The following is a 12,747-nucleotide window of genomic DNA, read 5'->3' as shown; positions in this document are numbered from 1 at the left end:
CCGACGCCCGAAGGAAAGCCGACGCCCGAAGGAAAGCCGACGCCCGGAGGAGGCCGCGGCCGAAGCTTCAGCCTCGGCGGAACGCCCGGGTGGCGGTGGCGCCGACGGTGACCGCGACGGCGACCACGATCGCGGCGACGATGCCTGTCTGTATCGGGTCGGGGCCGATCTGGGACAGCCGGCCGGAGCCGAGCGCGCCGCCGGAGGCCCAGGCGAGCCCGGCCAGCACGAGTCCGGCGACGGGTCCGGCGAGCAGGCTCGACGTGATCACGAGCAGCCACGGCGGTTCGACGTCGGCGACCGTCACTTTGCCTTTGGATTTGCGCCGGGTGTGCCGCCACGCGCTTTCCCGGCCGAACCGTAGCCGCTGGGTGAGGGTCCAGCCGGCGACGGCGCCGGCGATCACCGGAAGCGCGAGCAGGACGGTTCCGGCGGCGCCGATCGGGCCTTCGGGCAGTCCGGCGATGAGCGGCACCATCGGGGGCGGGCCGAGGGTGACTTCGGTCAACTGCACGGCTGTGTCGGTGCCGATGGCGAATCCGGGGCCGAGCAGGTAGGCGGCCACCCAGATGGCGGCGTTCACCGCGTACCCGATGCTGATCAGGGTGATGCCGGCCTGGCCGGCGACGCCGGTCCGGTAGTTGGCGATGATCTCGGCGGCCTGGGCGCCGCCGAGCGCGACGGCGAGGCCGCCGACGACCGCGCCGGCGCCGACGACGAGGAAGGCGGCGACCAGCCCGGTCCGGATGCCGTGGCGCAGCGCCGGGGGCAGCCGGCGGGCGAGGGTGCTGACCGCGCCGGTGCCGCGCAGGGCGCCGAGCAGGGCCCCGAGCACGCCGATGGCGAGGAAGTGCGACGCGGCGCGTCCGGTGGAGATCTCGGTGCCGCGGCCGTCGGTGAGCTGGGCCGCCAGAACCCCGATCAGGGTGTACGCCGTACCGACGGCGACCGCGACGAGGAGCGCCCGCCCGAGCGAGCCGGTCCGCCGGGCCCCGATGGCGCGGGTGACGTGTAGCCCGGCGCGGTTGAGCCGCCAGAGGATCAGCACGGTGAGCAGCAGTGGCGCGAGTGCGAGCGGCCCGATCGAGGTGCCGATCGGGACGCCGTGCCCGAGCAGCCAGCCGGCGAGTCCGGCGTGGGCGGCGGCGGCGAGTCCGCCGGAGCCTTCGAGGGTGCGGGCCAGGCCGATCACTGCGGCCACCGGGAGGTAGGTGATCAGGGCCGCCCACATGGTCGCGAAGAGCGCCGCCACCGGTAGTGGGGCGCCCCGGCCGGGTGGCGGGCGGCGCTGGGTGGGCACGCGGACGGTTTCGCGGCGGCCGAGCATCGCGTCGTCCACGATGACGGTGTCCTGCCGGCCGCCCTCGTCCGGGTCTTCGCCGCCTGGGCGGACACCGGCGGGGATGGCCTCGGTGGGCCGGTCCTCGGGCGGGTTGCCGGGTCGCTGACGGTCGATGGCTGCGGTGTCGCGCACCACGGACTGGAGCGCCTCGGCGACCGCGAACGGGTCCTCCGAGCCGCCTGGCCGGTCGGTTGTGCTGGACATCGGCGCCTACTTTTCCATGCCGTGGCCGGTGCGGCGATGCAGAAACGACGGCGCGCCGCCGATCGGGTCGGTTCCCGATCGACAGCGCGCCGTTTCCACAGCTGTGATCAGCTCAAGATGTCGCGCATGAGCTGGGCGGTTTCGGACGGCGTCTTGCCGACCTTGACGCCGGCCGCTTCGAGGGCGACCTTCTTGGCGTCGGCGGTGCCGGCCGAGCCGGAGATGATGGCGCCGGCGTGGCCCATCGTCTTTCCGGGCGGCGCGGTGAAGCCGGCGATGTAGCCGACGACCGGCTTGGTGACGTTGGCCTTGATGAACTCGGCCGCACGCTCTTCGGCGTCGCCGCCGATCTCACCGATCATCACGATCGCGTCGGTTTCCGGGTCGTCCTGGAACGCCCGCAGCGCGTCGATGTGGGTGGTGCCGATGATCGGGTCGCCGCCGATGCCGACCGCGGTGGAGAAGCCGAACTCGCGTAGCTCGTACATGAGCTGGTAGGTCAGCGTGCCGCTCTTGCTGACCAGGCCGATCCGGCCCTGCGGGGTGATGTCGGCCGGGATGATGCCGGCGTTGGAGGCGCCGGGCGACGCGATGCCGGGGCAGTTCGGCCCGATGATGCGGGTCTTCTCGCCCTTGGCCACGTTGTACGACCAGAACGCCGCCGAGTCCTGCACCGGCACGCCCTCGGTGATCACGATGGCGAGCGGGATCTCGGCGTCGATCGCCTCGATGACCGCGGCCTTGGTGAACGCCGGCGGGACGAAGATGACCGACACGTCGGCGCCGGTCTCCGCGATCGCTTCGGCGACGGTGGCGAAGACGGGCAGCTCGGTGCCGTCGAAGTCCACCTTGGTGCCGGCCTTGCGCGGGTTGACACCGCCTACTACCTGGGTGCCCGCGGCGAGCATCCGCTTGGTGTGCTTGGAGCCCTCACCACCGGTGATGCCCTGGACGATGACCTTGGAGTCCTTGGTGAGCCAGATCGCCATTAGTTCACTTCCCCGCAGCCGCGAGCTCGGCGGCGCGAGCGGCCGCTCCGTCCATCGTGTCCACCCGCTCGACCAGCGGGTTGTTCGCTCCGTCGAGGATGGCACGGCCGGCCTCGGCGTTGTTGCCGTCGAGGCGGACCACGAGCGGCTTGGTGACGGTCTCGCCGCGCTGAGCGAGCAGCTCGAGGGCCTGGATGATGCCGTTGGCCACCGCGTCGCAGGCGGTGATGCCGCCGAAGACGTTGACGAAGACGGACTTGACGGCCGGGTCGCCGAGGACGATCTCCAGGCCGTTCGCCATCACCTGGGCGCTGGCGCCGCCGCCGATGTCGAGGAAGTTGGCCGGCTTGACGCCGCCGTGCTGCTCGCCCGCGTAGGCGACCACGTCGAGGGTCGACATGACCAGGCCGGCGCCGTTGCCGATGATGCCGACCTCGCCGTCCAGCTTGACGTAGTTGAGGTTCTTGGCCTTGGCGGCCTGCTCCAGCGGGTCGACCGCGGACTTGTCCTCGAGGGCCTCGTGGTCGGGGTGCCGGAAGCCGGCGTTCTCGTCCAGGGTGACCTTGGCGTCGAGGGCGAGCACCCGGCCGTCGCCGACCTTGGCGAGCGGGTTGACCTCGACGAGGGTGGCGTCCTCGGCGACGAACGCGGCCCACAGCTTCACCGCGATGTCGACGACCTGCTCGGCGACCTCGGCCGGGAACTTGGCGGCGGCGACGATCTCACGCGCCTTGGCCTCGTCCACGCCCTTGCTCGCGTCGATCGCGATCTTGGCGACCCGGTCCGGGTCCTCCTCGGCGACCGTCTCGATCTCCATGCCGCCGGCGACGCTGGCGATGCAGAGGAAGGTCCGGTTGGCCCGGTCCAGCAGGTAGGAGAAGTAGTACTCCTCCACGATGTCGGCCGTCTCGGCCAGCATCACCTTGTGGACCGTGTGGCCCTTGATGTCCATACCCAGGATGTCGGTCGCGCGGGCCTCGGCCTCGTCGGCGCCGTCGGCCAGCTTCACACCGCCGGCCTTGCCGCGACCGCCGACCTTGACCTGCGCCTTGACGACGACCTTGCCACCGAGGCGCTCGGCGATCGCCCGGGCCTCCTGCGGGGTCTCGGCGACGCCGCCGCCCAGCACGGGCAGCCCGTGCCGTTCGAACAGGTCGCGCCCCTGATACTCGAACAGGTCCACGTGTCTCCTTTCGCTCGCGACGCCAAGCGCCGGCAAGCCGCACCATTGCGTCCCGACCTGTGTGCGCGGGGCAGCGCGGCCGCGCCGCCAGCGTGAGGATCGTCAGGCCTTTCACATGTGCGAAACGGCCTTCATCCGCAGACTAGCGACCGGAACGACCCCGGTGAGCGCGCGGGTGCGCGGTGTGCAAGACCACACACTGGAGTGACGAATGCGCAGGTCCGGGACGGTTGGGGCGACCGCGCACAGTGTGCACACAGAGAACTCACTTCAGCGGTGGACGGCAATGTGGTGGCGCATCTCGCGTCCGTGCTCACCCCGGTCGCGGGACCGTCGGAAAAATCACGTGGGCGCGCGTAACCGGCTCGGGAGGGGGTCGTTGAGTGTGGTGTCGGAGCGCTGCGGCGCTCGCAAGGAAGACGGCCGATGCCCTGTCGGTCGAGGGGTGGCGGCGGGGCATCGCGCATAGAGGGGCCGGACGTGTGAGGGGTGCGTCCGGCCTCTCCCCTTGTGCCGCGGTCGTCTCAGCGGAGCTCGAACAGCGCTGACGACCAGCCGAAAGACTCTCGGGAATCAGGCGACCGGCGTCGCCACATTGGCGCGGACCCATTCGACGATGGATTCCAGTGACGCACCCGGCGTAAATAGACCGGCTACCCCGAGTGATTGCAATTCGGTGATGTCGTCGTCGGGAATGATGCCGCCGCCGAATACCACGATGTCCGAGGCGTCACGCTCCGCCAACAGTTCCAGCACCCTCCGAAAGAGTGTCATGTGCGCCCCGGAGAGAACCGACAGGCCGATGCCGTCGGCGTCCTCCTGAATCGCGGTCTCGACGATCTGCTCGGGCGTCTGGTGCAGCCCGGTGTAGATCACCTCCATGCCGGCGTCGCGCAGCGCCCGCGCGATCACCTTCGCCCCGCGGTCATGCCCGTCCAGCCCGGGCTTGGCGACGACGACCCTGATCCGTGCTTGCATGCTGACCCCTTCGGGCTGTCCGACCCCGGTGTAAGCCGCCGCTGCGGGCCACCGTCCGCGGTCTCCTTAACGAAGGTTAACCCGCCGCGCCGGGCCTCGGTACCCGGAGGTGACGGCCGGCCGCCGCCGAGAATTGTTCAATCGGCCACATTACCGAGCGCTTCTAAGGCAATTACAGAGTGTCGCCGCATGGGGGATCCGGAAAGCCCATCAATTCGGACAATAGCTGATCAATGCTGACCAGGAACTGTCACGAAATTGGCGCTGCGACTTGTGACCCGGCTGCCGTTTCGTTACCGTGGCCACGGCTGTCGCACAGGATCCCCCCACAACGACAGTCCGGCGGACCACTGTTTCGAACCGGGTCAACCCAATTTCCCGGGCTTCGAACTGCGGATCCGTCGCCGCAATGCCACTGACGGAGGATTCTTCGTGCGCCAGCGCTTGTCGTCTGAGCCCGATCGCTATCGCGGTCGGCGCCGAGTGCCGACACCTCCGCGCAGCCGCTACGCAGTCGTTGTCACATCAGCATTCGTCGGAGCCGGTGTCGTCGCTCTCGGCGCGGCCTCCAACCTTCCGGACAACAAGGCAGTCGACCCCGATGTCCTGTCGAGTCTGTCCAAGGGCTCGTCGATCACCACCGACGCTCTGGAGAACCGCGGCGACAACGCCGCCTCCCGTGGTGAGAACCGTGAGGCCAACACTCAGCTCAGCGCCGAGGACGCCGCGCGGGACATCTACCTCCTGCCGCTCGACGACTACGAGTTCACCTCGGCCTACGGTGTCCGGTTCGGCAAGCTGCACGCCGGCATCGACCTGGCCGCCCCGGACGGCACGCCCTACAAGGCGGTGCACGGCGGCACGGTGACCGCGGCCGGCTACTCCGGCGGTTACGGCTACATGATCACCATCCGGCAGGACGACGGCACCGAGATGATCTACGCCCACTCCCGCCGCGTGCTGGTGAACAAGGGTGACGTGGTCAAGGCCGGTCAGGTGATCGGCGAGGTGGGCAACACCGGGTATTCGTACGGGACGCACCTGCACCTCGAAGTGCACGTCAACGGCACCCCGGTCGACCCGATCACCTACCTCGAGCAGCACGGCGTCAGCATCAAGCTCCAGATGGAGTCGGTGTACGCCGCCCTGGACGCCGAGGCTTCCTGACTTTCCCTCTTACCCGGTTGCAGCCTGGTTGAACTACCGCTTCAGCCATCAGTGTTCCCGGTACCCGACCCGACAGGTACGTGACAGCACAACGTCACGGCAGTCGGGGGGGGAACAACCGCGTGGGGCAGCATTCGTCATCCGGCCGGGGTGGACGTCATCGGCAGGAGAACCTGCGCCGGCACCGCGCCCCCGCCTTCCCCGCGCTGTTCGCCACCCGTGGCCGTACCGCCCTGTCGGTGACCGCCCTGAGCGCCACGCTGGCCGCCGGGATCGGCGCCGCGGGCATGGCCGCCTCCGCCGCCCCGATCGGTGTCGCCGGTGACGGCCTGCCGACCGCCGCACACGCCCCGGGAACCCTGCCGATCGTGCCGCCACCGGGCGACGAGGCGCCCGGCAAGACCCACGACCGCCTGGCCACGATTCCGGCGGACGCCGGCCCGAACGCCGCCCCCGCACTCCGCAAGACCCGGCCGATCCCCCCGGTCCAGTGGACCCACCCGAACCCGTCCGCCCAGGTGACGTCCTGTTTCGGGCCGCGCTGGGGCCGCCTGCACGCCGGGGTCGACCTGGCCGCCCCGCACGGGACGGCGATCGTCGCGGCCGGCGCCGGGGTGGTCGTCGCGGCCGGGCCGCACGGTGGGTACGGCAACGCGATCCTGATCGACCACGGCAACGGCTGGCTCACCCATTACGGGCACCTATCGGTGATCGGCGTCCAGGTCGGTCAGCGGGTCAAGGCCGGTGAGCACCTCGGCGACGAGGGCTCGACCGGGCACTCGACCGGGCCGCACCTGCATTTCGAGGTGCACCAGGGACACTTCCCGAACCCGGTAGAGCCGACCGCGTGGATGCGCGGGCACGGAGTGGAGATCCCCGGCTGCACAGCCCCAGAGAGCTAGAGCTTCTCGATCGGGGCGTGCCGCAGGATCAGCCACATCACCTGGTCACCGAAATCGATCTGGACCCGGGTGCCCGGGCCCTGCCCTTCGACGGCCAGGACGCGGCCCAGACCGTACCGCTGATGGTTGACTCTGTCTCCGGGGTCGACCTTCGGCGCCTGCTTCAGATCGCTGGCGGTGGCCAGCTTGCTGGCGTCGATGCCGAGCCGTTCGGCGATCCGCTGCGCCTTCGGTGTGCCGCCGGAGAACCCGCCGCCGCGCTGACGGTCGCCGGCGCCGTAACCGCCGCCGCGGCCGCCCACGCCGCCGCCGGTCCCCGACCACGACGTGTACGACCCACCGGTCCGCTCCCACCGCACCAGCTCGGCCGGCAACTCGTCGGTGAACCGGGACGGCGGGTTGTACTGCGGCTGGCCCCACGCCGACCGGGTGACCGCCCGGGACAGGTAGAGCCGCTGCCGGGCCCGGGTGATCCCGACGTAGGCCAGCCGGCGCTCCTCCTCCAGCTCGGAGTTGTCGCCGAGCGCCCGCATGTGGGGGAACACGCCGTCCTCCAGGCCGGTCAGGAACACCACCGGGAATTCCAGGCCCTTGGCCGTGTGCAGGGTCATCAGCGTGACCACGCCCTGGTGGTCGGGGTCGTCGTCGGGGATCTGGTCGGCGTCGGCCACCAGCGCCACCTGCTCCAGGAACCCGGCCAGCGTGGCGACCTGCTCCTGCTCCTCGTCGGCCAGCGACTCGACCCGCTCGGTGTACTCCCGGGCGACGCTGACCAGCTCCTGCAGGTTCTCCACGCGGCCCTGGTCCTGCGGGTCGAGGCTCTCCTCGAGCTCGCTGAGCAGGCCGGAGCGCTGCAACACCGCCTCCAGCACCTCCTCCGGCGGGGCGGACAGCGCGAGGGCCCGCAGATCGTCGAGGAGCTGCACGAAGTCGTTGATGCTGTTCACCGCGCGGGTGGAGATGCCCGGCGCGTCCTTGGCCCGGCGCAGCGCCTGGCCGAACGACACCCGGTCGCGGGAGGACAGCGCCTCGATGCACGCCTCGGCCCGGTCGCCGATGCCACGTTTCGGGGTGTTCAGCACCCGGCGGATGCTGACGGTGTCGTCGTCGTTGACGATCGCGCGCAGGTAGCCCAGCGCGTCGCGGACCTCCTTGCGCTCGTAGAAGCGCACCCCGCCGACCACCTTGTAGGGCAGGCCGACCCGGATGAACACCTCCTCGAACACCCGGGACTGCGCGTTGGTCCGGTAGAAGACGGCCACGTCGCCGGGGCGCACGTCGTGGTTGTCGGTGAGCCGGTCGATCTCGCGGGCCACCCAGTCGGCCTCGGAGTGCTCGGTGTCGGCCACGTACCCGACGATCTGCTCGCCCTGGCCCTGGTCGCTCCAGAGCCGCTTGGGCTTGCGTGACGTGTTGCGGTCGATCACCGCGTTGGCCGCGGTCAGGATGGTCTGGGTGGACCGGTAGTTCTGCTCCAGCAGGATGGTCCGGGCGGCCGGGTAGTCGCGCTCGAACTCCAGGATGTTGCGGATCGTGGCGCCCCGGAACGCGTAGATCGACTGGTCGGCGTCACCGACCACACACAGCTCGGACGGATTGTCCAGGCCGACCAGCTCGCGGATCAGGGTGTACTGCGCGTGGTTGGTGTCCTGATACTCGTCGACCATGACGTGCCGGAACCGGCGGCGGTAGGCCTCGGCGACGTGCGGGTGCGACTGGAACAGGTGCACCACGGTCATGATGATGTCGTCGAAGTCCAGCGCGTGCGCCTCACGCAGCCGCCGCTGATACAACTCGTACGCCTCGGCGACGGCCCGCTCGTTGGGCCCCTTCGCCTTCGCCTTGAACTCCTCCGGCTCGACCAGCTCGTTCTTCAGGTTCGACACCTGGGCGGCCAGGCCCCGGGCGGTGTACCGCTTCGGATCCAGGTCGAGCTCGCGGGCCACCAGCGTCATCAGGCGGCGTGAGTCGTCGGCGTCGTAGATGGAGAACGTGCTCTTCAGCCCGGCGTGCTCGTGCTCGGCGCGCAGGATGCGCACGCACGCCGAGTGGAAGGTCGACACCCACATCATCCGGGCCCGTGGCCCGACCAGATGGGCGACCCGCTCCTTCATCTCACCGGCGGCCTTGTTGGTGAACGTGATCGCCATGATCTCGCCGGGGTGCACGTTGCGCTCGGCCAGCAGATACGCGATCCGGTGGGTCAGCACCCGGGTCTTGCCCGAACCGGCGCCGGCCACGATGAGCAGCGGCCCCCCGGAGTGGGTGACCGCATCCCGCTGAGGGCCGTTCAGGCCGGTCAGCAGTGCTTCCGGATCGAGCCGGGGCGCCACCGGGCGCGGCGCCGGCCGGGGTGCCTCCGGAGTCCGCACCGCGGGCAGGGGGAACAGGGCGTCGGAAGGTTCTGAGGAAGGTCGCATGGCGGGGAACAGTGTATGCCGCACCCCCGACACGAATTCGTCACCGACCGGCCCCTACATCAGCGGTGAACTATGGATGTCACACCTTTAGGCTGACCCGGTTGGTGAAGAAGTCTCTCCGATCGGGGGATCGATCCCATGCCTCTTCTGAAACGCCGGCAACTCGCCGCTCCGATAGCCCTGCTGGCCGCGGCCGGCCTGCTCACCACCGCCGTTCCGGCGCAGACCGCGGCCGCCGCGCCGCCGCCCGAGTTCGCCCCGGTCTCGGCGTCCTACGGCACGCCCAAGGGCGCGACGGTGAAGGGTCAGTTCCTCAGCTACAACGACTTCCACGGCGCCATCGACCCACCGACCGGAAGTGGCGCGGTGGTCAACGCCGGCGGCACCAGCACCCCCGCCGGTGGCGTCGAGTACCTGGCCACGTACCTGAAGAAGCTGCGCGCCGAGGCACAGGCCGAGGGCCGGCAGACGATCACCGCCGGCGCCGGTGACCTGATCGGCGCCACGCCGCTGGTCAGCGCCGCCTTCCACGACGAGCCGACGATCGAGCTGATGAACCAGGTCGGGCTCCAGGTGAGCTCGGTCGGCAACCACGAGTTCGACGAGGGTGTGACCGAGCTGCTGCGGATCCAGCGTGGCGGCTGTCACCCGGTCGACGGCTGCCAGGACGGCGACCCGTACCGCGGCGCGAAGTTCACCTACCTGGCCGCCAACACGATCAGCAAGAAGACGAAGCTGCCGATCCTGCCGCCGATCGACATCAGGTACGTGAACGGCGTGCCGGTCGGGTTCATCGGCATGACGCTGGAGGGCACGCCGGGCATCGTCAACCCGGCCGGGATCAAGGACGTCACCTTCACCGACGAGGTGGAGACCGCCAACAAGTGGAGTTCCGTGCTGAAGCTCTTCGGGGTGAAGGCGCAGGTGCTGCTGCTGCACGAGGGCGGCTCGCAGGGTTCGGCCACGCCGACGCCCGGCGTGTCGGACTGCACCAACTTCACCGGGCCGCTGGTGCCGATCGTGGCCGGGCTCAACCCGGAGATCAGCGTGGTGATCTCCGGTCACACGCACCGCTTCTACTCGTGCAAGCTGCCGAACAGCAAGGGCGTCGACACCGTCGTCACCAGTGCCGGCAGCAACGGGCAGCTGATCACCGACATCGACTACACACTGGACCGGCGGACCGGGAAGTTCACCGAGATCACCGCGAAGAACGTGATCGTCGAGAACGGGGTGCCGGACGGCACCGGCGGCTGGAAGCGGGACGCCGCCGGGGCGTTCCTGAAGAACCCGGACACCGTCGACGCCGCCGCCAAGAAGGTGGCCGACAAGTACCGGACCGCGGTCGCCCCGATCGCGAACAAGCTGGTCGGCAGCATCAGCGCGGACATCGTCCGTACCACGACGGCAGCCGGTGAGAGCCCGCTCGGTGACGTGATCGCCGACGCGCAGCTCGCCTACACGCAGTCGGCCGGAGCGCAGATCGCCCTGATGAACCCGGGTGGCATCCGGGCCGACCTGGACGCCGACCAGTCCAGCGGCGGCGAGGCCTACGGCCAGGTGACGTACGGCGAGGCGTTCACCGTCCAGCCGTTCAACAACCTGGTCGTCACCCAGTCCTTCACCGGCGCCGAGCTCAAGGAGGTGCTGGAGCAGCAGTTCGTCGGTTTCGCCGGGCAGACCGCCCAGCGGATCCTCCAGGTGTCGGCCGGCCTGACCTACACGTGGAGCGCGTCGGCCGCCCCCGGCTCGAAGGTCAGCAACCTGTCCCTGAACGGGACGCCGATCGACCCGGCCGCGAACTACCTGATCACCACGAACGACTTCCTGGCCAACGGCGGTGACGGGTTCACCAACCTGAACCAGGGATCGGCCGGGCGGGTCACCGCGCCGGGCTTCGACGTGGACGCGCTCGTGGCGCTGCTGGCCACCGGCCCGATCGCGCCGGGGCCGGCCAACCGGATTTCGACGACCTCCTGATCAGCGCAGACTTTCGTCCCAACACTCGGGCGGTTTCCTTGCGGGACCGTCCGAGCCGGGGGCATACTCGGCTCGTGATCCAGCAGGCGCGATTTTTTACCTATGGCACCGGACGCCCGGCAGCCGTAGGTCGCTCCTGAACCCCAGACCTACATCAAGCCCCGGGCCTCCCAGCCCGGGGCTTGATGCTGTCCGGGCCGGGGTGGCCGGGACCCCAGCACCCGAGGAGCAGGACATGACCGCCGACGTGATGGACCAGACCACAGGCGCGGGCGAGGACGAGGCCGCCACGAAGATCCTCGCCATTCGCGAGCGCATCAACGAGATCGACAAAACGATCATCGAGCTGTGGCAGGAACGTGCCGCCCTCTCCCAGGAGGTCGGCAAGACCCGGATGGCCAGCGGCGGCACCCGCCTCGTGCTGGCCCGGGAGCGGGAGATCATCGAGCACTTCCGCGAGGCGCTGGGGCCGGACGGCACCCAGGTCGCGCTGCTTCTGCTGCGTTCCGGCCGCGGCCCGCTCTGAGCGCCGGAGACGACTACAGCCGGGCCCTGAGGACCCGGCTGTAGCAAGCAACCACCGTTAAAGGTGTACTCACGGAAGAGGCGTCAGGCCGAGGTTTCCGGCTTTGACGCCATCTCCGTGACTTCTAACCAGTTGCTACCTCCTTAGTTGGCGCCACCACGGCCGCCACCGAAGCCGTTGCCGCCACCGTGGCCGTTGCCGCCGCCACGGCCGCCGCCGATCGCACCGGCGATCACGCCGCCGTGCCCGCCGATGGCGCCGGCGATCGCACCGCCACGGCCACCGCCGTTGCCGCCGCCGTGGCCGCCACTGTGGCCGCCGCCGAAGCCGCCGCCACGGTTGCCGCCGAAGCCGCCGCCCCAGCCGCCGCCGAAGCCGCCGCCGTGACCCCAGCCGCCCGGGTAGCCCCAGCGGTTGCCCCAGCCGTGGCCGCGGTTACCGAAACGCCACCAGTGGTTGAACCCACCGACGCGGTAGCCGAACGGGCTGATCCCGATCGGGCTCGCGACCCACGAACGCCACACCGGGCCGTACGCCAGGAAGCTGTCGTTGGCGAAGCGGAACGACTGGGTGGTGTAGTAGCTCTGGAAGCCCGCCGCACCCCAGTTGCAGTCGTCCGGGTCGACCGCGAGGGCATACGAGCCCACGCGAACCCCGACAACCCCGACCGGAACGACCGAAACGGTGTTGCAGCTGTAGGCCGAGGTGGCCCAGAAGCTACGGCGCGCACCGAACACGGCGGCCTGGTTGCAGCCGGCGCGCGTGCCGTAGTACCCGACGACGGTGTTGCCGTAGGGGATGTACTGCTGGACCCCGGTCTTCTCCGGCTTCGCCACAGTGTTGGTGGTGCTGCCGGTGGCCAGCGCCGGCGCGGTCGCGACAGTGGCACCGGCAAGGAGGCCGAGCCCGGCCATCGTCACCGAACGCATAGTCCTGTTCATGCTGTTTACCGTTTTCCTCTCAGGTAGGTAACTCGGTAAACAGACGGTGCCATATCGGACTAACTAGTCAAAGACCCTGAAGTAGCGCTTTCGTCTAGCAAATTATCGCCTTTCA

The 12,747-nt window shown here is 69.8% G+C and carries 10 protein-coding genes; 4 read left to right on the top strand and 6 right to left on the bottom strand.

All coding sequences use genetic code 11. From position 1 onward, the window contains the following. Positions 1 to 67: 67 nt before the first annotated feature. From AB0E94_RS20675 to AB0E94_RS20660, 4 genes are all read right to left on the bottom strand, one after another. Complete coding sequence (locus AB0E94_RS20675; RefSeq protein ID WP_360328410.1) at positions 68 to 1,546, bottom strand: DUF6350 family protein; 1,479 nt, start codon at positions 1,544 to 1,546, stop codon at positions 68 to 70. 107 nt (positions 1,547 to 1,653) lie between these two features. Further along, the gene (sucD, locus tag AB0E94_RS20670) at positions 1,654 to 2,535 is read right to left on the bottom strand and encodes a succinate--CoA ligase subunit alpha (protein WP_360328408.1); all 882 of its coding nucleotides are present in this window, start codon (positions 2,533 to 2,535) and stop codon (positions 1,654 to 1,656) included. Between the two features lie 4 nt (positions 2,536 to 2,539). Next, positions 2,540 to 3,718 (bottom strand): ADP-forming succinate--CoA ligase subunit beta, encoded by a 1,179-nt coding sequence (gene sucC, locus AB0E94_RS20665; protein WP_360328406.1) that lies wholly within the window; start codon positions 3,716 to 3,718, stop codon positions 2,540 to 2,542. Between the two features lie 573 nt (positions 3,719 to 4,291). Beyond that, the gene (locus tag AB0E94_RS20660) at positions 4,292 to 4,696 is read right to left on the bottom strand and encodes a cobalamin B12-binding domain-containing protein (protein WP_317788592.1); all 405 of its coding nucleotides are present in this window, start codon (positions 4,694 to 4,696) and stop codon (positions 4,292 to 4,294) included. A 432-nt stretch (positions 4,697 to 5,128) separates the two neighbouring features. Here AB0E94_RS20660 and AB0E94_RS20655 point away from each other — a divergent pair, with 432 nt between their 5' ends. Continuing rightward, positions 5,129 to 5,863: a M23 family metallopeptidase gene (locus AB0E94_RS20655; RefSeq protein ID WP_360328404.1), complete on the top strand. Its 735-nt coding sequence runs from the start codon at positions 5,129 to 5,131 to the stop codon at positions 5,861 to 5,863. 122 nt (positions 5,864 to 5,985) lie between these two features. Further along, positions 5,986 to 6,765 carry a M23 family metallopeptidase gene (locus tag AB0E94_RS20650; protein ID WP_360328402.1) on the top strand — a complete coding sequence of 260 codons (780 nt, stop codon included), beginning with the start codon at positions 5,986 to 5,988 and terminating at the stop codon, positions 6,763 to 6,765. Here AB0E94_RS20650 and pcrA read toward each other — a convergent pair. Further along, positions 6,762 to 9,185: a DNA helicase PcrA gene (gene pcrA, locus AB0E94_RS20645; RefSeq protein ID WP_360328400.1), complete on the bottom strand. Its 2,424-nt coding sequence runs from the start codon at positions 9,183 to 9,185 to the stop codon at positions 6,762 to 6,764. The two genes, AB0E94_RS20650 and pcrA, sit on opposite strands and share 4 nt — an antisense overlap. 138 nt (positions 9,186 to 9,323) lie before the next feature. Between pcrA and AB0E94_RS20640 the strand changes: the two genes are divergently transcribed. Beyond that, positions 9,324 to 11,165 carry a bifunctional metallophosphatase/5'-nucleotidase gene (locus AB0E94_RS20640; protein WP_360328399.1) on the top strand — a complete coding sequence of 614 codons (1,842 nt, stop codon included), beginning with the start codon at positions 9,324 to 9,326 and terminating at the stop codon, positions 11,163 to 11,165. Positions 11,166 to 11,400: 235 nt separating this feature from the next. Next, on the top strand, positions 11,401 to 11,691 hold the full coding sequence (locus AB0E94_RS20635; RefSeq protein ID WP_317788600.1) for a chorismate mutase: 291 nt from the start codon (positions 11,401 to 11,403) through the stop codon (positions 11,689 to 11,691). 143 nt (positions 11,692 to 11,834) lie between these two features. Here AB0E94_RS20635 and AB0E94_RS20630 read toward each other — a convergent pair whose 3' ends face one another. Further along, complete coding sequence (locus tag AB0E94_RS20630) at positions 11,835 to 12,632, bottom strand: hypothetical protein (RefSeq protein WP_360328397.1); 798 nt, start codon at positions 12,630 to 12,632, stop codon at positions 11,835 to 11,837. Positions 12,633 to 12,747: the final 115 nt, after the last annotated feature.

It is taken from the genome of Actinoplanes sp. NPDC026670, from assembly GCF_040638175.1.
GTDB lineage: Bacteria > Actinomycetota > Actinomycetes > Mycobacteriales > Micromonosporaceae > Actinoplanes.
The sequence above is the reverse complement of the archived record's forward strand: the minus strand, read 5'-3'. Positions and strand labels throughout refer to the sequence as shown.